The organism is Mycobacterium sp. NS-7484, assembly GCF_001953975.1.
Lineage (GTDB): Bacteria > Actinomycetota > Actinomycetes > Mycobacteriales > Mycobacteriaceae > Mycobacterium.
The window spans coordinates 32,748-53,620 of record NZ_MBEJ01000081.1 but is presented as its reverse complement, the minus strand read 5'-3'; the positions used below and the strand labels follow the sequence as shown (position 1 = coordinate 53,620).

Below are 20,873 nucleotides of genomic sequence, written 5' to 3'. Positions count from 1 at the left end.
AAAGAGCCTCAGACATGGCCACATTGGGAAACATCGTCATCTATCTCATGATGGCGTTCGTCGTCATCGGTGCGTGCGCATTGGCATTCCGCGGTGATCGAGGAATCGGCCGGGAGTTCAAAGAGGGGATTTACGCCCTCGGCCCGCTGTTCGTGCCCGTCGCCGGCATCATGGCCGGGTTGCCGTACCTGGCCTGGTTCGTCGAACACGTCCTCGGCAAGATCTATGCCCCCTTCGGGGCCGATGCGGCGATGGCGGCGACCACCCTGATCGCCAGCGACATGGGCGGCTACCAACTCGCCAAGGCGACCGCTGATTCCACCGGAGCCTGGATGACGGCGTCGATCACCGGCTTCCTGTCCGGAGCCACAATCTCTTTCATCATCCCGGTCGGTCTGGCGATCCTCAATGTGCGGGACCACAAGTACTTCGCGCTCGGCATCATGAGCGGCATCCTCACCGTCCCGATCGGTGTCCTGGTCACGATGGGCATCCTGATCACCACCCACTCGCCAGTCCGTGACTCGGTCACCACAGACGGTGCCTCGACGGCGACCCTCGACGGCTTCGGCATCGGCGACGTCCTGATCAACATGCTGCCGGTCATCATTGTCACGGTGGCCATCGCGGCCGGGTTGTACTTCGCCACCCGGGCCATGATCACGGGGTTCATCTGGTTCGGCCGTATCCTCAACGCCGCCATCTATCTGGTGTTGGCGGTCTCGATCGTCGACCACGTCACCGGCTTCTTCAGCTCACGGCTCAGTTGGTGGGGATTCGAACCGATCATCGCGACCGCGGACGATCAGATGCGGGCCCTGGAGGTCGTCGGCAACATCGCCATCGTGTTGGCCGGGGCGTTTCCGTTGGTCTATGCGATCCGCACCTACGTGGACAAGCCGCTCACGGTGATCGGCAAACGCCTGGGCATCAGCACCGAGGGCACCGCCGGGCTGCTCGCTGCCACCACCAACATGCTGGCGGCTTTCCACCTCATCCGCAGCATGCCGGCCAAGGACAAGGTGCTCGTCGTCGCTTTCGGCACCACGAGTTCGGCACTGATCGGCGACCATCTGGCCTTCACCGCCAACTTTCAGCCAAACCTCATCGCCCCGTTGATGATCGGCAAGGTCGTCGCGGGCGTCACGGCGATGCTCTTGGCGCTGTGGATCGCCGTGCCGACCGCCAAGCGTCTGGAGCGCGAGGACGCCGAAATCGAAACCGATCTCACCGACGACGACGCCGAGCGCACGGACGACGAGGACCAGCAGGCCCCGGAACCCGCACGGTCGTGATGCCAGGGAACCAAACGGGGACGAACTACGTCTGAATGAATGTGCGGCAATTCTGCGAACCCCCCACCCGGTCGGCCGTCACGGCTGACCGGGTGGCTTCCGATCAACTGGTCGCCGACTATCTGGCCGGCTACGCCGAGGCATTGGCCGACGCCGGCGAGTGCCGCGGCGGCACAGACGAGTGATGTCGGCTCAGAGCTTGCTTGCGGCCGCGTCGTCGAGTAACCACACGGTGCGCTCGCGACCGATCGCGCCGGCTGCGGGGATGTCGGTCGGTTCGGCCCCGCCCAAGGCTGCGGCCACCGCGTCGGCCTTGGCCGCACCGGAGACCACCAGCCACACCTCACGCGCGTTCTGAACGGCAGGCAGCGTCAACGTGATTCGCCGCGGCGGCGGTTTGGGGGAGTCGGAGACCCCGACGACCAGACGCCGGCTTTCGCGCACCGCGGCGGTGTCCGGGAACAGTGAGTTGATGTGTCCCTCTGGGCCCATACCGAGCAGATGCACATCGAACCCGGGGCCCGGGGCATCGAAGTTGGCTTCCAACAGCTGCGCGTAGCCGGTGGCGGCCGCTTCGAGGTCGTCACCGAATTCGCCGTCGCTGGCGGCCATGGCATGGACGTTCACGTCCGGGATCCCGACATGGTCCAAAAGCGCCTCACGGGCCTGCTTGTCGTTGCGCTCGTCGTCGTCCTGCGGCACGAACCGCTCGTCACCCCAGTAGACGTGCACCTTCGTCCAGTCGATCTCGTCACCGCGCGCGGCGACGCGCTTGAGCAGGCCGATCCCCGTACCCCCACCGGTGAGCACGATGGTCGCCTGATGCCGCTCGGCGATCGCCGACTTGATGGTGTCCACCAACCGGTCGCCCGTGGCGGCCACCAGGGTGTCGGCGTCGGCATGACGTTCGATCACTGTGCTCATACGTATCGGACCTTGTCGATTCCCTTGAGTGCGTCGTAATAGATCTCGTCGGCGTCGAGGCGACGCAGGTCCTCGGCCAGACATTCCTTGGCCTCGCGGCGGGCCAAGGGCACCAACGCATCCGGCTTGCCGGTACGGCTCAACACCGCCGTCACGCCGGTCTGCGGACGGGTCAGAGTCACGGTTTCGCTGGGCCGGGTGAGTTCGACCTTCAACTCACCGACCGCGCGGGTCACCGGTCCGTCGATCCGCCGGGCCAACCAGCCGGCCATGATGTCCAGTGCCGGTTCGTCTTTGAGTCCGGAGACCAACGCCGAGGTGATGGGCTCGTGCGGCGGCTGGTCGACCGCCGCGGCGAGCAACGCCCGCCAGTACGTGACGCGGCTCCAGGCCAGGTCGGTGTCGCCCGGGGTGTATCCGTCCAGCCTGCTCTTGATGCAGGACAGCGGATCGGCACCGTTGGTGGCGTCGGTGATCCGGCGAACCGCCAACTTGCCCAACGGATCCTGGGCCGGTACCGCAGGCGCCAGATCGGGCCACCAGGTCACCACCGGCGTGTCGGGAAGCAGAAACGGCGTCACCACGCTGCTGGCATGGTTGGCCAGCGGACCCGACAAACGCAGCATCACCACCTCGTTGGCGCCGGCGTCACGGCCCACCCGCAGCTGGGCGTCCAACCGGGCCTCGGTGGTCAGCCGGTCTCCAGGGATGACCACGATCACGCGACACGGATGCTCCCGGCTGGCGACGTTGGCCGCGTCGATCGACTCCTCCAGCATCGCCTCGGAATCGGTGGAAATGACCAGCGTCAGCACCCGGCCGAGGGTGATCGCGCCACCCTCTTCCCGCATCGCGACGATCTTCTTGTTGATCGCTCCGGTATTCGTGTCGGGCAGATCGACAATCATGGCTCGGCTCCTTCGCGGATCACGGCCGCCTCCATTCCCGCCCCGTCCGACGCAGCATCTCGAACGCCGAATCAGGGCCCCACGTTCCGGCCTCGTACGGGTCGGGCTTTCCGTGCGTGGCCCAGTACTCCAGCGCGGGATCGAGGATCTTCCACGACAATTCGACCTCGGCGTTGACCGGGAACAGCGACGGTTCGCCCAGCAACACGTCGAGGATCAGGCGCTCGTAGGCCTCCGGTGACTCCTCGGCGAACGCCGAGCCGTAGGAGAAATCCATGCTGACATCACGGACCTCCATGATGTGGCCGGGAACCTTGGACCCGAACCGCAAGGTGATGCCTTCGTCGGGTTGCACCCGGATCACCAATGCGTTCTGGCCGAGTTCATCGGTCATCGTGGCATCGAAGGGCAGGTGCGGCGCCCGCTTGAACAACAGGGCGATCTCGGTGACCCTGCGGCCCAAGCGTTTTCCGGTCCGCAGATAGAACGGGACACCAGCCCAGCGGCGGGTGTCCACGTCCAGGGTGATGGCGGCGAACGTCTCGGTGGTCGAGGTCTTCGAAAACCCCTCCTCGTCGAGCAGCCCGACAACCTTCTCGCCGCCCTGCCAGCCCGCAACGTACTGCCCCCGCGAGGTGGTCTCGTCCAGCGGCTCGGCCAGCCGGGTGGCCGAGAGCACCTTGATCTTCTCGGCCTGGAGTTCGGCGGGGGAGAAGCTGACCGGTTCTTCCATCGCCGTCAGCGCCAGCAGTTGCAGCAGGTGGTTCTGGATGACGTCGCGGGCCGCACCCACACCGTCGTAATAGCCGGCGCGGCCACCGAGACCGATGTCCTCGGCCATCGTGATCTGCACGCTGTCGACGTAGTGCGAGTTCAGCACCGGTTCGAACAACTCGTTGGCGAAGCGCAACGCCAGGATGTTCTGGACGGTCTCCTTGCCCAGGTAGTGGTCGATGCGGAACACCGAGGACTCCGGGAACACGCTGTTGACCACCGCGTTGAGCTCTTCGGCGCTCTTCAGATCGTGACCGAAGGGCTTCTCGATGACGACTCGGCTCCAACTACCCTCCGGTTTGTCGGCCAGCCCCGACTTCGACAACTGCTCACAGACCTGAGGGAACGACTTCGGCGGGATCGACAGGTAGAACGCATGATTGCCGCTGGTGCCGCGCTCCACATCGAGTTTTTCCAGGGTCTCTTTCAACCGCTCGAAGGAGGCGTCGTCATCAAAGGTGCCCTGCACGAACCGGAAACCTTCGGCCAATCGGTCCCAGACTTCCTGGCGGAACGGCGTGCGCGCGTGCTGTTTGACCGCGTCGTACACGATCTTGCCGAAGTCCTCGTCCTGCCAGTCGCGTCGCGCGAAGCCCACCAGCGCGAAGCTCGGGGGCAACAGGCCGCGGTTGGCCAGGTCGTAGATCGCCGGCATCAGCTTCTTGCGGGCCAGGTCACCGGTAACCCCGAAGATCACCACCGCGCATGGCCCGGCGATGCGGGGCATGCGCTTGTCGCGCTTGTCCCGCAGCGGGTTGTGCCACGTGGTGCCCGCGTCGGCGACCGTCATCGTGCGGCGGCGTCGAGTTGGCCCTGGGTCGCGTCGAGCAGTTCCTGCCACGACTTCTCGAACTTCTCGACGCCTTCGTCTTCGAGCACCTTGAACACGTCGGCCACATCGATGCCGACCGCACTCAGCTTGTCGAAGACCTCCTGTGACGCCGCTGCGGTGCCGCTGATGGTGTCCCCGGTGATCTTGCCGTGGTCGGCCACGGCTTCGATCGTCTTCTCCGGCATGGTGTTCACCGTGTCGGCGGCCACCAACTCGGTGACATACAGGGTGTCTGGATAGTCCGGGTTCTTCACGCCGGTCGAGGCCCACAGCACCCGCTGCACCCGGGCGCCGTCGCCCTTGAGTGCCGCGAACCGCTCGCCGCCGAAGACCTCCTCATAGGCGGCGTAGGCCAGACGTGAGTTGGCCACGCCGGCCTTGCCGCGCAGCGCCAGTGCATCCTGACTGCCGAGCTTGTCCAGCCGGTTGTCGATCTCGGTGTCCACGCGCGAGACGAAAAACGAGGCGACCGAATGGATCTTCGACAAGTCGTGGCCGGCCTCCTTGGCCTTCTCCAACCCGGCGAGGTAGGCATCCATGACCGCGCGGTGCCGTTCCACGGAGAAGATCAGCGTCACGTTGACCGAGATGCCCTCGGCGATCACCGCGGTGATCGCGGGCAGGCCCGCCAGCGTGGCCGGGATCTTGATCAGCAGGTTGGGCCGGTCCACGATCTTCCACAGCTCGATGGCCTGCAGGATCGTCTTGTCCGTGTCGTGCGCCAGCCGCGGATCGACCTCGATGGAGACCCGGCCGTCGACACCGTCGGAGGCCTCGTACGTCTTGGCCAGGACGTCGCACGCGTTGCGGACGTCGTCGGTGGTGACGGTGCGGATCGTCGCGTCGACGTCGGCGCCGCGTTCGGCAAGTTCTTTGACCTGCGCGTCGTACGCGGTGCCTTTCGACAGGGCGGCCTGGAAGATCGACGGGTTGGTGGTGACACCCACGACGCTGCGGGTATCGATCAGTTCCTGCAGATTGCCGGTTTGCAGCCGCTCGCGCGACAAGTCATCAAGCCAGACAGATACACCCGCGGCGCTCAGCGCCGCGAGATTCGGGTTCTGAGTCATGGTTCGCCTTCTCCTGTTCGTCTGTCAGTTGTCCAAGGATCGTTCCGCCGCGGCCGCCACAGCCTCCGGGGTGAAACCGAACTCACGGAACAGCGTCTTGTCGTCGGCGGAGGCACCGTAGTGCTCGATCGAGACGATCTCGCCGGTGTCTCCGACCAGCTTGTACCAACTCTGCGCCACGCCGGCCTCGACCGCCACCCGGGCCGAAACCGCCGGGGGCAGCACCGAATCGCGGTACTCCTTGGGCTGCGCTTCGAACCATTCGACACAGGGCATCGAGACGACGCTGGCGTTGATGTCCTTGTCGGCCAACAATTTCTGTGCCTCGACGGCAAGCTGCAGTTCCGAGCCGGTGGCGATGATCACCACGTCCGGATTCTCCTGGGGGGTGCCGCCCAGGACGTAACCGCCGCGGGCCACGCCGTCGGCGTCGGTGCCTTCCAGCACCGGCACTCCCTGGCGGGTCAGGATGAAGCCGACCGGTCCGCTGCCGTTGCCGCGCGCGATGATGCTGCGCCACGCGTAGGCGGTCTCGTTCGGATCACCCGGACGGACCACGGCCAGCTGGGGGATGGCCCGCAGGGCGGCCAGATGCTCGATCGGCTGGTGGGTGGGACCGTCCTCGCCGAGGCCGATCGAATCGTGGGTCCAGATGTAGATGGTGTCGATGTCCATCAATGAGGCGAGGCGGACCGCGGGCCGCATGTAGTCGGAGAACTGCAGGAACGTGCCGCCGAACGCGCGGGTGGGGCCGTGCAGCACGATGCCCGACAGGATCGACCCCATCGCGTGCTCACGGATGCCGAAGTGCAGCACCCGGCCGTACCAGTCCGCGGTGAAGTCGTCGGTCGAGATGGACGGCGGGCCGAACGACTTGACCCCCTTGATCGTGGTGTTGTTGCTGCCGGCGAGATCTGCTGAACCGCCCCACAATTCGGGCAGCTTCGGGGCCACGTCGTTGAGCACCTGGCCGAATGCGGCGCGGGTGGCCACCGCCTTGCTGCCCGGCTCCCAGTAGGTCAGGTCGGCATCCCAGCCCTCGGGCAGTTCCTGGGCCAGCAGCCGGTCGAGAAGCTTCTTGCGCTCGGGTTCTCGCTTGGCCCAGGCGTCGAAATCGACCTGCCACTCGTCGTGGGCCTGCTTGCCGCGGCCGACCAGCTCCCGGGTGTGGGTGATGACGTCGTCATCGACCTCGAACGTCTTGTCCGGGTCGAAGCCCAGCACCTTCTTGGTGGCAGCCACCTCGTCGGCACCCAGGGCCGAGCCGTGCACGCCACCGGTGTTCATCTTGGTCGGCGCGGGGTAGCCGATGATCGTGCGGATCGAGATGAACGACGGCTTGTCGGTGACCTTCTTGGCCTCGGCGATGGCCGCTTCGATCCCGACGACGTTCTCGCCGCCCTCGATCTCCTGGACATGCCAGCCGTAGGCGCGGTAGCGGTCGGCGACGTTCTCGCTCAACGCGATGTCGGTGTCGTGCTCGATCGAGATGTGGTTCTTGTCGTAAAAGACGATCAGGTTGCCGAGCTGCTGGGTGCCCGCCAGTGACGACGCCTCACTGGTGACGCCCTCTTCGATGTCGCCGTCGGAGGCGATCACGTAGATGTAGTGGTCGAACGGGCTGGTGCCGGGCTCGGCGTCCGGGTCGAACAGGCCACGTTCGTAGCGGGCGGCCATCGCCATGCCGACCGCAGAGGCCAGGCCCTGGCCCAGCGGGCCGGTGGTGATCTCCACGCCCTTGGTGTGCCGGAACTCCGGATGGCCGGGGGTCTTGGAACCCCACGTGCGCAGCGCCTCGATGTCGGACAACTCCAAGCCGAATCCGCCGAGATACAGCTGGATGTAGAGCGTGAGGCTGGAATGGCCGCAGGACAGCACGAACCGGTCACGCCCCAGCCAGTGGGTGTCGCTCGGGTCGTGGCGCAACTGCCGCTGGAACAACGTGTAGGCCAGTGGTGCCAAGCTCATCGCCGTGCCCGGGTGGCCGTTGCCCACCTTCTGCACCGCATCAGCCGCCAGCACCCGCGCGGTGTCGACTGCGCGGCTGTCGAGGTCGGTCCAATCCTCGGGATGGTTGGGCTGGGTGAGAGCGGTGATCTCTTCGGCGGTGGTCACTAAGCTCACTTCCTCGTCGTCAAACTGCTGATAGGTGCGCGCAGTTGCCATGCTGCTACCTCAAACACCCTAGTGGGGCGGACTCATCCGATGCAGACTGGTTCGCACACCGATACCCGGTCGTTTACCCCGTCGCCGCCCCGAACAGACCCTGCGATTCTGAGGTTTTCGGGCGGCGGTCTACCATCGTCTGTAGTAGAAGCCGCGTGACGCCACCCGAGGAGTTATTTGCGTGAGCATTCGCGAGCGCCGGCTCATCAATGGGGCGCCGAGCCGAATACGGTCCACCTTCCTGTCGTATTTGGCGTTGACCAAGCCGCGGGTGATCGAGTTGTTGCTGGTCACCACCATTCCGGCGATGCTGCTGGCCGACCGCGGCACGATTGACCCGCTGCTGATCCTCAACACGCTGATCGGTGGCGGGCTCGCGGCGGCCGGCGCCAACACCCTGAACTGTGTGGCCGACGCCGACATCGACAAGGTGATGAAGCGGACCGCTCGCCGCCCGCTGGCCCAGGCCTCGGTGCCCACCCGGCACGCACTGATCTTCGGTCTGGTGCTGTCGGTGGTCTCGTTCTGCTGGCTGTGGTGGACGTCGAACCTGCTCTCCGGGTTGCTGGCGGTGGCCACCATCGCGTTCTACGTCTTCATCTACACGTTGATACTCAAACGCCGCACCTCACAGAACGTGGTCTGGGGCGGGGCGGCCGGTTGCATGCCGGTGATGATCGGATGGTCGGCGGTGACCGGCACGATCCAGTGGCCGGCGCTGGTGATGTTCCTGATCATCTTCTTCTGGACGCCGCCGCACACCTGGGCCCTGGCGATGCGGTACAAGGACGACTACAAGGCGGCCGGGGTGCCGATGCTGCCCGCCGTGGCCACCGAGCGCGAGGTCACCCGACAGATCCTGATCTACACCTGGGTGACGGTGCTGACCACGCTGGTGCTGGCCCTGGCCACCGGGTGGCTCTACGGCGCCGTCGCGCTGCTGGCCGGTGCCTGGTTCCTGATCATGGCCCACCAGCTGTACTCCGGGGTCAAGCGCGGTGAACCCGTCAAGCCGCTGCGGTTGTTCCTGCAGTCGAACAACTACCTCGCGGTGGTGTTCTGCGCGCTGGCCATCGACTCGGCGCTCGCCCTGCCGACGATCTTCGGCAACTAACGCCCGCCGCCCCGCGGCGAGTTGTGGCACGTTGGGGTGATGCCACAGTTGGTGAGCCCCGACAACTTCGCCCGCGCCGAATCCGACCGGTATTTCGCCGGCGCGGTTGCCGACGGCGGCTTCGGCCAGTTCTTCCACATCCGAGAACTGACCCCGATCGACCACCAGCTCGTGATCCGGCAGAACCGCGACACGCTCTATTCGGCAGCGGTGTTCGACCTCGACGCCGGTCCGGTCACCGTCGCGCTGCCCGACAGCGCGGGCCGGTTCATGTCGCTGCAGGTGATCAGTGAAGACCACTACACCACCAACGTCGCCTACGCGCCCGCCGAGGTGACGTTCAGCCGTGACTCGGTGGACACCCGATATGCGATCGTCGCGGTGCGGACCTTGGTCGATCCGGGTGACTCCGACGACCTGGCCGCGGTGCACGCGCTGCAGGACGCGATCGTGGTGTCGCAGGCAGATCCGGGGTTCTTCGAGATTCCGCACTGGGATCCGGCCAGCCAGAAGACCGTTCGCGATGCGCTCGTCACATTGTCCACCACGCTGACGGACACCAAGGCAATGTTCGGCGCCAAGTACGAGGTGGACCCGGTGCGCCACCTGATCGGCTCGGCGTTCGCCTGGGGCGGCAACCCGGAACGCGACGCGCTCTATCAAACGGTGGTGCCGCCCCGAAACGACGGCGCGACCGTGCACCGACTGACCGTGAACGATGTTCCGGTGGACGGGTTCTGGTCGGTGACGGTGTACAACCGGGACGGCTATTTCACCTCGAACCCGCAGAACGCCTATTCGGTGAACAACGTCACCGCCGTCAAAGACCGCGACGGCGCCATCACGGTGCAGTTCGGCGGCAGCGGCGCGGGCAACGTGTTGCCGATCACCGACGGGTGGAACTACCTCGTGCGGTTGTACCGGCCGAGGTCCGAGATCCTCGACGGGTCCTGGACGTTCCCGCACGCCCAACCGCAATAGCCAGATCACACCGCTTTCCACGACAGGGCGGTTGACCGGTCGTCAGCACAGCCCTGAGGTGGAATTCGGCGTGGCTTTGAGGCTTCGAAAGCTCAGGGCACCAGCACGATCGAGCCGACGGTCTTTCGCCCCTGCAGGTCGGTGTGGGCCTGGGCGGCTTCGGCCAACGGATAACGCCCACCGACGGTGATGGTGATCGACCCATCGGCGATCGCATTGATCAGTTCGCCTGCCCGCCAGCAGAACTCGTCGGGAGTACGGGTGTGGTGGGCCAGTGTCGGCCGGGTCAAGAACACCGAGCCCGACGAGTTGAGCCGCTGCGGGTCGACGGGCGGCACGGGTCCGCTGGCGGCGCCGAACAGGGCCAGGGTGCCGCGCACCGCCAGGCTGGCCAGGCTGGCATCGAAGGTCGACGCACCGACACCGTCGTAGACCGCGGCCACCCCCACGCCGCCGGTGAGATCACGGATCTTGGCGCCGAACTCGTCGGGATCCTCAGGGTATTCGAGGACTTCGACGGCACCGGCCTGCCGGGACAGTTCGGCCTTCTCCGGTGTCGAGGCGGTGGTGATCACCCGGGTGCCGATGCTGGTGGCCCACTGGGTCAGGATCAGGCCGACCCCGCCGGCGCCGGCGTGCACCAGAATCGTGTCGTTCGGTTGCACGGCGTAGGTGGACTTGATCAGGTAGTGGGCGGTCATGCCTTTCAGCAGCGCCGAGGCGATCGCGTCGGGCGCCACACCTTCGGGCACATACGCGGCGAAATCGGCTGGCGCGACACAGAAGTCCGCGTAGGCACCCGTCGCATTCGCGGTAACCACACGATCACCGACGGCGAGGGCGGCCACGTCGTCGCCGACGGCCGCCACAGTGCCGCACACCTCGGACCCGACGACGAACGGCAGCTCGCGCGGATACTGCCCGGATCGGAAATACGTGTCGATGAAGTTGACGCCGATGGCTTCGGCCTTGATCAGCACCTCGCCCGGGCCGGGGGACGGCTCGGAACGCTCGACGTAGCTCAGGACTTCGGGTCCGCCGGTCTCGGCAACTTCGATGGCATACACGCCACCCATCATCCACACCTATCATCGCGGAGGTGAAGCTCGCCCGTCCGGATGTGTTCCATCCCCGCATCGTGTTGGCCGGCTGCGCGGCCTTGCCGGAGGGCGACGGCGACGACGCCGGCCTGATCGCGGCTCTGCGTCACCGCGGGCTCCACGCCCGCTGGCTGCCGTGGGACGATCCGAGCACGCTCGAGGCGGACGTGGTGATCTTGCGGGCCACGTGGGATTACGCCGAACGTCTCGACGAATTTCTGGCGTGGGCCCGGTCGGTGCGCCACCTGATCAACCCGGTGCAGATCGTGCAATGGAACACCGACAAGCGCTATCTCGGCGACCTGCAGCGCATGGGCGTCCCTGTCGTGCCTACGCGATATTTCGCGGCCGGCGAGCGGGTCAGCCTTCCTGACGGCGAGGTGGTGGTGAAGCCCGCGGTGGGTGCCGGTTCAGCCGGTGTGCAGCGGTTCGTGGAGGCATCGGAGGCGCTGGCGCACGCGGCGGCACTGCAAGCCCACGGCCGCGCGGTGCTGGTGCAGCCGTACGACCCGCGCATCGCCGACGGTGAGACGGCGTTGGTGTTCCTGGCCGGTGAGGAATCCCACGCGTTCACCAAGGCGCCGATTCTGCCGCCACCCGGGCAGATTCCCGAATTCGAGGAGACCGGCACCTACGCGCAGGAATCGTTGTCACCGGCCGATCCTGACGACGAAGTCTGGGAGGTCGGTCGCCGGGCGCTGGACGCAGTGAGGCGGTCGTTCGATCTGGATCGTGCGGATCTGGTGTATGCCCGGGTCGATGTGATCGGCGTCCCGGCAAATCCCCGTCTGCTCGAACTGGAATTGGTCGAGCCGTCACTCGGGTTCGGTCAGCTCGGTCAGGCAGAACGCGCCGAGGCCGAGCGGCGGTTCGCCGTGGGCATCGAAGGGGCGTTGGAGCACCTGGGCCTCGGCCCGCTGTCGCACCGGGCTTTCTAGCCCGACGTTTTCTGCTCTGACGCCGGCGTGACCCGCTCACGCATCGACGCCCACAGTGCGGCAGTGGCCGCGGTACAGACGGCCGCGCCGGCGACGTGCACCGCGACCAGCGCTGCCGGAACCCCGGTGTAGAACTGCACGATCCCGACGAGCCCCTGCCCGCACACCACCACCAACAGCACGGCGAGACGGATCATCACCGGACGGGGCGCGCGCACCGCGGCGAGCGCGAAGCCGAGCGCGACGATCAGCGACAGGTAGGCCACCAGCAGCGACGAGTGCATGTGGACCAGCGTGGTGATCTCGACCTGCAGCCGCGGGACCACGCGATCGAGGCTCTTGTCGCCGGCATGCGGGCCGGCGCCGGTGACCAGGGTGCCGGTCACCAGGACCGCCGCCAGGATCACCGCGCTCAGAACGGTCAACTGGCGCAGCGGTTTCGGTATGGTCTCGGTCGGCGCACCGGTATCGGGCTGGCCGATCTTGACGAACAGCAGCACGGCGAGCCACACCATCGCCATGGAGGCCAACAGGTGGATGGCCACCGTCCACCACAACAGGCCGGTGCGTACCGTGATGCCGCCGATGATCGCCTGGACCACGGTCGAGGCCGGCATCAGCCAGGCGTAGATCAGCACCTCGCGGCGCCGGCGGGCGCGCGTGACGGCCAGCACGGCGGCGATGGCGGTCAGGACGACGAGAAAGGTGATCATCCGGTTGCCGAACTCGACCACCTGATGCACGACTGCGACCTCGGCGTGCGGCACCGGGGTGAAACTCCCGGGGAAGCACTGCGGCCAGGTCGGGCACCCGAGGCCGGACGCGGTGACCCGGACGATCGCTCCGGTGACCGAGATACCGCCTTGGGTGAGGATCACCAGGAACGCAATCACCCGCTGAGCCCGAAGGCTCGGCATGGGCAGCAGGTCGACCAGTCGCTGGAACGCTCTTCCGACGGGCACGGCCTGATCGTAGTTGATCAGGAACTACAGCCCGTAGTAGGGGCGGTGCCGGATCAGGTGAACCGGAACCACCGCAAGGCGGCCGCCGCGGCCACCGCGCCCCAAACCGCCAGCACGGCCAGGCCGAACCAGTCCACCGACACCGTCATGGCCTGGGTCAGGGCTTCGGTGAGGGCGCCCGACGGGGTCAGCCGGGCTGCCCACCGCAGGGCCGACGGCACTGGGCCGCCGTCGATGGTGAGCGCGCCGAAGCCGGCAAAAACGAACCACAACAGGTTCGCCAACGCCAGCACGATCTCGGCCTTGAGCGTGCCGCCGAGCAGCAGTCCCAACGCGGCGAAGGTGGCGGTGCCCAATGCGATCACCACCGCACCCAGCGCCAACCCCACGGGCGATGGGCGCCACCCCAGCGCAAAACCGATGGCCCCCAACAGGATTGCCTGCAAGAACACCACGGTCACCACCGCCAGCGACTTGCCGACGATGATTCCCCAGACCGGAAGCGCCGTGGCACCGAGCCGTTTGAGGGCGCCATAACGGCGGTCGAACGCCACTGCGATGGCCTGTCCGGTGAACGCCGTGGAGATCAGGGCCAGTGCCATGATGGCCGGGGTGAACGTGGCAGCGCGGTGATCGCCGAACGATCCCAGTGGCAACAGCGTCAAACCGACCAACAGGGTGATCGGGATGAACATCGTCAACAGCAGCTGTTCACCGTTGCGCAGCAACAGCTTCAGCTCCAGCCCGAACTGGGCGGCCAGCATGGCCGGCACCTTCGCCGGACGCGGGTCCGGCGAAAACGTTCCGGGGGCGAATCGGTTCGGCGCGCCGGTCATGACCGCAGCTCCCGTCCGGTGAGGTCGAGGAATACATCTTCGAGGCTGCGCTGCTCCACCCGCATGCCGGTGGCCAGCACGTTGAGCCGCGCGCACCAGGCCGTCACCGTGGCCAGCACTTGCGGATCGATCTGGCCCTCCACGAGGTACTCCCCGGGAGCCGTCTCGACAGTCTTGTAGCCCTCGGGGAGGGCGGCGGTCAGCAGCGACAGGTCGAGCTTGCGTGGCGCGCTGAACCGCAGCTGGTTCTCCGCGCCGCTGTGGGTCAGCTCGGCCGGTGTGCCGGTGGCGACGGCCACCCCGTGGTCGATGATCACGATCCGGTCGGCCAGTTCTTCGGCCTCGGCGAGGTGGTGGGTGGTCAGCACGACGGTGACACCGTCACGGCGCAGCGCATCGATCAATTCCCACACCACAATTCGGGCATGGGCGTCCATTCCGGCGGTGGGCTCGTCGAGGAAGACGAGCTCGGGCCGGCCGACCACGGCGCAGGCCAGGGCCAGCCGCTGCTGCTGGCCGCCCGAGAGCCGGCGGTACGTGGTGCGGGCCGACTCGGTGAGCCCGAGCGTGTCCATCAGCCAGGACGGATCGAGCGGATCGGCGGCGTAGGAGGCGACCAGCTTGAGCATCTCGCCGGCGCGGGCCGCGGGGTATCCACCGCCGCCCTGCAGCATCACCCCGATCCGTTCGCGCACCCGGGCGTTGTCGACGACAGGGTCCAGACCGAGGATCTCGACCCGGCCGTCGTCCGGACGGATGAATCCCTCACACATCTCGACGGTGGTGGTCTTGCCGGCGCCGTTGGGGCCCAGGAGCGCCAACACCTCGGCGCGTTGCACCTCGAGGTCCAGGTTTGACACCGCTGTGGTGGAACCGAAGCGCTTGGTTACGCCGCGCAGCAGCACAGGTGGAGCCGACGAGCGCTTGCGCGAGGAGCCGTCGGCTGCCGACGAGCGCTTGCGCGAGGAGCCGTCGGCTTCGGAACGCGAGGTCACGGGGATTCAGCGTAGGCGTCGGGAGACTGGGCCGGTGTCGGCGGTGGGCTTGTGTCCCGCTGAGGTGACGCGCGCCACGGCAACCGGCGCCAGGTCAGCCCGATCAGGATCAGCACGATCACGGTGCTGGCCAGGGTGGCCATCACGATCTGGAACAACGTGAATCGGTCGCCGTTGGCCGTCGGCCCGAAGATGCCGACCACCAGCGTGATCGCGATCGTCGAGCCGCGGAACCCGGGCCGTGTCGCCCAGGCCGCCAACGGGATCACCGCCCACAGCAGATACCACGGCTGCACCACGGGAAACAGCAAAATGGTGCCGCCGAGGGCGACGCCCAGGCCGCCGACAGGGTGCAGTCGGCCGCGCAGCACGGCCAGCAGCAGCCAGCTGACCAGGATCGCGATCAGGAACACGCCGATCGCGCGGGTCAGCGCGAGTACCGCGGTGGTGTGGTCACCCAGCCCGAGCAGGATTCCGACCTGGCCGGTACCGAGCGCCAGCAGCGTCGGCGGGGACATCCAGCTGCGCACCACGTTGGCGGTGCCCAAGGTGGACAGCCAGCCGAAGCCCAGCCCGCTGGCCCAGCCGATCAGAGCCATCACCGCCAGCGAGATCACGCCGAGCGGGACGCTCGCGGCGAAAAACGCCTTGACGGTGCCGCCGAGACGCCAGGCCAGCGCCATTGCGACAAAGCCGAGAGCCAGCAGGGACGGCAGTTTGACCTGCGAGGACAACGTGATCAGCACCGTGCCTACGGTCAGCATCGCGGCCGGATACCAGCGCTGCCAGTCCGCACGGGTGTGGGGCCAGGCCATCGGCCGGGGGATGATCGCCGCCGCAGCATCGATGCCGCGGAGCGCAAACTCCGTACCGGCCAGCATCAGCCCGAGCATCAGGGCCTCGTTGTGGATTCCGGCTACCAGGTGCATCAACAACAGGGGATTGCAGGCACCCAGCCACAGCGCACTGACCTCGGCGACCCCGCAGCGACGGGCCAGCCGCGGCGTTGCCCACACGATGAGCCCGACGCCGAGCAACACCACGATCCGGTGGCACAGCACCGCCGCGACGATGTTCTCCCCGGTCAGTGCCGAGATGCTCTCGCCGATCCATAGGAACAGCGGTCCGTACGGGGCCGGTGTCTCGCGCCACAGACTGGGCACCGACAACGTGAACACGTGGTCGAGGCCCAGGCCTGTGGCGGGGCCGACCTGGTACGGGTTGAGCCCGATGTAGCCGATTTCACTTTGCGCGAGGTAGGAGTAGACGTCCTTGCTGTACATCGGTGGCGCGATGAGCAGCGGGATGGCCCACAACAAGAGGGTGCGGTCGAGTTGGCTGCGGGACATGCGTCGCGGGCCGAGCGCGAACCGGCCCAGCATCAGCCAGGCCAGCGCCATCATCACCGCACCCGTCGTGGTCATCGTCAGCGATACGGTTTGGATGCGCGAGGGCAGGTTGAGCAGCCGCACCCCGAATGTCGGGTCCTGGACGACGGGACGGGCGCCGGCACCGAGGGCGCCGATCGCCATCAGTACGGTTCCGGTGGCCCCGAACAGCCGGGTCCGGCGTTGCGCGACGACCTCGGCAGGGTTCAGTGGTGACCCGACTGCCCGTTCATCGCCGTGCCACCGGGCGATCGATGAGCTGAAGGACGACAGGCGGCTTGCCATCAGGGCAGCCTAACTGCCGACCGAGGGGCTTTCCGTCGGGCAAGGGTGGCCCCGGTCACGTAAGGGTGCCCTTGCTAGAACCGACGGACGAATTCCGTCACAATGGTGTTGTGAAAATGCGTCGCGAGACGACGGGCCCAGTGTTGAGCCCGGTGCCGAGCTCCGTTTCGACCGGTGTGCCGACACCGGTCAATGACGTGGTCCCGGCGTCTGACGGGCATACCCGCCGCGCGATCATTCACTTGCTGCTCGAGGGTCCCATCACGGCCGGCCAGATCGGTGAGCGGCTGGGTATTTCGGCGGCAGGTGTGCGTCGCCACCTCGATGCCCTGATCGAAGCCGGTGACGCGCAGGCCAGCGCGGCCGCTGCGTGGCAGCACAGCGGTCGGGGCCGGCCGGCCAAGCGTTATCGGCTGACGGCAGCCGGGCGGGCCAAACTCGGCCACACCTACGACGACCTGGCCGTCGCCGCGATCCGGCAACTTCGTGAGATCGGTGGCGAGGATGCCGTTCGGACCTTTGCACGACGGCGGATGGACACCATCCTGGCCGGCGTCACCGAAGGGTCCGGCGGGGTGGCCGAAACCGCCGATCGCGTTGCCGATGCCCTGACCAGGGCCGGATATGCCACCACCACGGCGCCGGTGGCCGGGCCCATCCACGGTGTGCAGATCTGTCAGCATCACTGTCCGGTATCGCATGTGGCCGAGGAATTCCCGGAGTTGTGCGAGACCGAGAGCGAGGCGTTCGCCGAGATCCTGGGTACCCACGTACAACGCCTGGCCACCATCGTCAACGGCGACTGCGCGTGTACCACGCACGTTCCCCTCGATGCCGAAGGCACCGAAAACGCCGGCACCACAACCAAAGTTCGGGGCACAGCCCGCACTCGGACGACCGCCACAATCAACCAAGGAGCGGCGACATGACCACCACGCCCGAAACGGCACTCACGCAGGAAGAGACCATCGCGTCGCTGGGCAAGTACGGCTACGGCTGGTCGGACTCCGACGTGGCCGGCGCCAGCGCACAGCGCGGGCTGTCCGAAGCCGTGGTGCGTGACATCTCGGCGAAGAAGAACGAGCCGGAGTGGATGCTGGAGTCCCGGCTGCGGGCGCTGCGCACCTTCGACAAGAAGCCCATGCCGAACTGGGGTTCCAACCTCGAAGGCATCGACTTCGACAACATCAAGTACTTCGTGCGCTCCACCGAGAAGCAGGCGGCGTCCTGGGAGGATCTGCCCGAGGACATCCGCAACACCTACGACCGGCTGGGTATCCCGGAGGCCGAGAAGCAGCGGCTCGTCGCCGGTGTCGCCGCCCAGTACGAGTCGGAGGTGGTGTACCACCAGATCCGCGAGGACCTTGAGGCCCAAGGCGTCATCTTCCTGGACACCGATTCAGGCCTGCGCGAGCATCCGGAGATCTTCAAGCAGTACTTCGGCACCGTGATCCCCGCCGGCGACAACAAGTTCTCGGCGCTGAACACCGCGGTGTGGTCGGGCGGTTCGTTCATCTACGTGCCGCCGGGCGTGCACGTCGACATCCCGCTGCAGGCCTACTTCCGGATCAACACCGAGAACATGGGCCAGTTCGAGCGGACGCTGATCATCGCCGACGAAGGCTCCTACGTGCACTACGTCGAGGGTTGTACCGCGCCGATCTACAAGTCGGACTCGCTGCACTCGGCCGTCGTGGAGATCGTGGTGAAACCCGGTGCGCGCGTTCGGTACACGACCATCCAGAACTGGTCGAACAACGTCTACAACCTGGTGACCAAGCGGGCCCGGGCCGAAGCCGGCGCGACGATGGAGTGGATCGACGGCAACATCGGGTCGAAGGTCACCATGAAGTACCCGGCGGTCTGGATGACCGGCGAGCACGCCAAGGGCGAGGTGCTCTCGGTGGCGTTCGCCGGTGAGGGCCAGCATCAGGACACCGGCGCCAAGATGCTGCACCTGGCCCCGCACACGTCGAGCAACATCGTGTCCAAGTCGGTGGCCCGCGGCGGTGGCCGGGCGTCCTACCGCGGCCTGGTTCAGGTCAACAAGGGTGCTCATGGCTCCAAGTCCAGCGTGAAATGCGATGCGCTGCTGGTCGATACGATCAGCCGCTCCGACACCTACCCCTACGTCGACATCCGTGAGGACGACGTGACGATGGGGCACGAGGCCACGGTGTCCAAGGTCAGCGAGGATCAGCTCTTCTACCTGATGAGCCGTGGCCTGACCGAGGACGAGGCGATGGCGATGGTGGTGCGCGGGTTCGTCGAGCCCATCGCCAAGGAACTGCCAATGGAATACGCGCTCGAGCTCAACCGGCTCATCGAGCTGCAGATGGAAGGCGCGGTCGGTTAAGTGACACAGAACAACGTGGCAGAGGCGGTTAAAGAAGGGGTGGCCGTCAATAAGGGCGAGCTGTTCGCCTCCTTCGACGTCAATGCCTTCGAGGTGCCCGGCGGACGCGATGAGCTGTGGCGGTTCACCCCGCTGAAGCGGCTGCGCGGCCTGCACGACGGGTCGGCGGTCGCCAACGGCAACGCGGGTATCACCGTGACCGAGCGACCGGGTGTCACCATCGAGACGGTCGGCCGGGACGACAAGCGACTCGGGGAGGCCGGGGTACCGGCCGACCGCGTTGCGGCGCAGGCGTATTCGTCGTTCGAGACGGCCACGGTGGTGACCGTCAAGCGTGACACCGAGGTGGCCCAACCGATCGAGATCGTCATCGACGGACCCGGAGCCGGGAACGTCGGCTACGGCCACCTGCAGATCCGGGTCGAGGAACTCTCCCGGGCCATCGTCGTGGTCGACCTGCGCGGCAGCGGCACCTACGCCGACAACGTCGAGATCATCGTCGGCGATTCGGCCGGCCTCGGGTTGATCTGGATCGCCGACTGGGCCGACGACATGGTCCACGTCAGCGCTCACCATGCCAAGCTCGGCAAGGACGCGGTGCTTGGCCACGTCAACGTCACCCTCGGTGGCGACGTGGTGCGCACCTCGGCCACCGTGCGGTTCACCGGCCCCGGTGGCGACGCCAAGATGCTCGGCACCTATTTCGCCGACGACGGCCAGTTCTTCGAGTCCCGATTGCTGGTCGATCACGCTGTCCCGCACTGTAAGTCGGATGTGCTCTACAAGGGTGCGCTGCAAGGGGATCCGGAGTCGAACAAGCCCGATGCGCACACGGTGTGGATCGGCGATGTGTTGATCCGGGCCGAGGCCACCGGAACCGACACCTTCGAGGTGAACCGCAACTTGGTGTTGACCGACGGCGCCCGCGCGGATTCGGTGCCCAACCTGGAGATCGAGACCGGCGAGATCGCCGGCGCCGGGCATGCCAGTGCCACCGGACGTTTCGACGACGAGCAGTTGTTCTACCTGCGCGCCCGCGGCATCCCCGAGGATCAGGCCCGGCGACTGGTCGTGCGTGGATTCTTCAACGAGATCATCGCCAAGATCGCCGTGCCCGAGGTGCGTGAGCGCCTTACCGAAGCCATCGAACGAGAACTAGCTATCACCGAATCGAGAACTGCGTAATGACCACACTGGAAATCAAGGACCTGCACGCATCGGTCTTCACGCCCGAGGGCGAAGAGGTGCCGATTCTCAAGGGCGTCGACCTGACCGTGAAGTCCGGCGAGACCCATGCGGTCATGGGCCCCAACGGTTCCGGCAAGTCGACGCTGTCCTACGCGATTGCCGGTCACCCCAAGTACACCGTCACCTCCGGCTCGATCACCCTCGACGGACAGGACGTCCTCGAGATGAGCATCGACGAGCGGGCGCGCGCGGGCCTGTTCCTGGCCATGCAGTACCCGGTCGAGGTGCCCGGGGTGTCGATGTCGAACTTCCTGCGGACCGCTGCCACCGCCGTGCGTGGTGAGGCCCCGAAGCTGCGGCACTGGGTCAAGGAAGTCAAGGCCGCGATGGACGAGCTGGAGATCGACTCGGCCTTCGGCGAGCGCAGCGTCAACGAGGGCTTCTCCGGCGGTGAGAAGAAGCGTCACGAGATCCTGCAGCTCGGTCTGCTCAAGCCGAAGATCGCCATCCTCGACGAGACGGATTCGGGTCTGGATGTCGACGCGCTGCGCATCGTGAGCGAGGGCGTCAACCGTTACGCCGAGGCCGAGCACGGTGGCATCCTGCTGATCACCCACTACACCCGGATCTTGCGCTACATCCGCCCGCAGTTCGTGCACGTGTTCGTCGGTGGCCGGATCGTGGAATCGGGTGGCCCCGAACTTGCCGACGAACTCGAAGAGAACGGATACGTGCGCTTCACCCAAGCCGTCGGAGCCTGA

Annotated in this window: 18 protein-coding genes; 8 read left to right on the top strand and 10 right to left on the bottom strand. The window is 66.6% G+C overall.

Annotated elements, in window-relative coordinates; all coding sequences use genetic code 11:
- The first annotated feature begins 14 nt into the window (after positions 1–14).
- Complete coding sequence (locus tag A5733_RS14570; protein WP_076240629.1) at positions 15–1,295, top strand: ethanolamine utilization protein EutH; 1,281 nt, start codon at positions 15–17, stop codon at positions 1,293–1,295.
- 192 nt (positions 1,296–1,487) lie between these two features.
- Here the strand turns inward: A5733_RS14570 and pgl are convergent, their stop codons facing one another.
- The 5 genes from pgl to tkt are packed head-to-tail and all read right to left on the bottom strand — an operon-like array spanning position 1,488 to position 7,918.
- Positions 1,488–2,219: a 6-phosphogluconolactonase gene (gene pgl, locus A5733_RS14565; protein WP_067763673.1), complete on the bottom strand. Its 732-nt coding sequence runs from the start codon at positions 2,217–2,219 to the stop codon at positions 1,488–1,490.
- Positions 2,216–3,127, bottom strand: a complete 912-nt coding sequence (gene opcA / locus A5733_RS14560; protein ID WP_076240628.1) for a glucose-6-phosphate dehydrogenase assembly protein OpcA — start codon at positions 3,125–3,127, stop codon at positions 2,216–2,218. The genes pgl and opcA overlap by 4 nt, the downstream gene beginning before the upstream one ends.
- A 19-nt stretch (positions 3,128–3,146) precedes the next feature.
- The gene (gene zwf, locus A5733_RS14555) at positions 3,147–4,691 is read right to left on the bottom strand and encodes a glucose-6-phosphate dehydrogenase (RefSeq protein ID WP_076240627.1); all 1,545 of its coding nucleotides are present in this window, start codon (positions 4,689–4,691) and stop codon (positions 3,147–3,149) included.
- Positions 4,688–5,803, bottom strand: a complete 1,116-nt coding sequence (tal, locus tag A5733_RS14550; RefSeq protein ID WP_076240626.1) for a transaldolase — start codon at positions 5,801–5,803, stop codon at positions 4,688–4,690. The genes zwf and tal overlap by 4 nt, the downstream gene beginning before the upstream one ends.
- A 24-nt stretch (positions 5,804–5,827) precedes the next feature.
- Positions 5,828–7,918, bottom strand: coding sequence for a transketolase (gene tkt, locus A5733_RS14545; RefSeq protein WP_076240625.1), 2,091 nt, complete (start codon positions 7,916–7,918; stop codon positions 5,828–5,830).
- A gap of 232 nt (positions 7,919–8,150) precedes the next feature.
- Here tkt and A5733_RS14540 point away from each other — a divergent pair, with 232 nt between their 5' ends.
- A complete protein-coding gene (locus tag A5733_RS14540; RefSeq protein ID WP_076195563.1) occupies positions 8,151–9,083 on the top strand; it encodes a heme o synthase in 933 nt (310 codons plus the stop codon).
- A gap of 51 nt (positions 9,084–9,134) precedes the next feature.
- The gene (locus A5733_RS14535; protein WP_198938828.1) at positions 9,135–10,064 is read left to right on the top strand and encodes a DUF1254 domain-containing protein; all 930 of its coding nucleotides are present in this window, start codon (positions 9,135–9,137) and stop codon (positions 10,062–10,064) included.
- A gap of 92 nt (positions 10,065–10,156) precedes the next feature.
- On the opposite strand, the gene A5733_RS14530 is transcribed toward A5733_RS14535, so the two are convergent.
- Positions 10,157–11,131: a quinone oxidoreductase gene (locus A5733_RS14530; RefSeq protein ID WP_076240639.1), complete on the bottom strand. Its 975-nt coding sequence runs from the start codon at positions 11,129–11,131 to the stop codon at positions 10,157–10,159.
- Between the two features lie 32 nt (positions 11,132–11,163).
- On the opposite strand from A5733_RS14530, the gene A5733_RS14525 reads away from it, so the two are divergent.
- Positions 11,164–12,102 carry a RimK family alpha-L-glutamate ligase gene (locus tag A5733_RS14525; protein WP_076240623.1) on the top strand — a complete coding sequence of 313 codons (939 nt, stop codon included), beginning with the start codon at positions 11,164–11,166 and terminating at the stop codon, positions 12,100–12,102.
- Here A5733_RS14525 and A5733_RS14520 read toward each other — a convergent pair.
- From A5733_RS14520 to mptB, 4 genes are all read right to left on the bottom strand, one after another.
- On the bottom strand, positions 12,099–13,019 hold the full coding sequence (locus tag A5733_RS14520) for a heme A synthase (protein ID WP_198938826.1): 921 nt from the start codon (positions 13,017–13,019) through the stop codon (positions 12,099–12,101). The genes A5733_RS14525 and A5733_RS14520 overlap by 4 nt on opposite strands.
- 98 nt (positions 13,020–13,117) lie before the next feature.
- Positions 13,118–13,900 (bottom strand): ABC transporter permease, encoded by a 783-nt coding sequence (locus A5733_RS14515; protein ID WP_076240621.1) that lies wholly within the window; start codon positions 13,898–13,900, stop codon positions 13,118–13,120.
- Positions 13,897–14,805, bottom strand: a complete 909-nt coding sequence (locus A5733_RS14510) for an ABC transporter ATP-binding protein (RefSeq protein ID WP_076240638.1) — start codon at positions 14,803–14,805, stop codon at positions 13,897–13,899. Before A5733_RS14510 ends, A5733_RS14515 begins: the two co-directional genes overlap by 4 nt.
- An 86-nt stretch (positions 14,806–14,891) precedes the next feature.
- Complete coding sequence (gene mptB / locus A5733_RS14505; protein ID WP_076240620.1) at positions 14,892–16,568, bottom strand: polyprenol phosphomannose-dependent alpha 1,6 mannosyltransferase MptB; 1,677 nt, start codon at positions 16,566–16,568, stop codon at positions 14,892–14,894.
- Positions 16,569–16,684: 116 nt separating this feature from the next.
- Between mptB and A5733_RS14500 the strand changes: the two genes are divergently transcribed.
- From A5733_RS14500 to sufC, 4 genes are read left to right on the top strand one after another with little or no spacing between them, the layout of a single operon-like run.
- Positions 16,685–17,497 carry a metalloregulator ArsR/SmtB family transcription factor gene (locus A5733_RS14500; protein ID WP_142254001.1) on the top strand — a complete coding sequence of 271 codons (813 nt, stop codon included), beginning with the start codon at positions 16,685–16,687 and terminating at the stop codon, positions 17,495–17,497.
- On the top strand, positions 17,494–18,924 hold the full coding sequence (gene sufB, locus A5733_RS14495) for a Fe-S cluster assembly protein SufB (RefSeq protein ID WP_067763636.1): 1,431 nt from the start codon (positions 17,494–17,496) through the stop codon (positions 18,922–18,924). Before A5733_RS14500 ends, sufB begins: the two co-directional genes overlap by 4 nt.
- A gap of 15 nt (positions 18,925–18,939) precedes the next feature.
- A complete protein-coding gene (gene sufD / locus A5733_RS14490; RefSeq protein WP_369830941.1) occupies positions 18,940–20,109 on the top strand; it encodes a Fe-S cluster assembly protein SufD in 1,170 nt (389 codons plus the stop codon).
- Entirely contained in the window at positions 20,109–20,873 is a 765-nt protein-coding gene (sufC, locus tag A5733_RS14485; protein ID WP_067763630.1) for a Fe-S cluster assembly ATPase SufC, read from the top strand. Before sufD ends, sufC begins: the two co-directional genes overlap by 1 nt.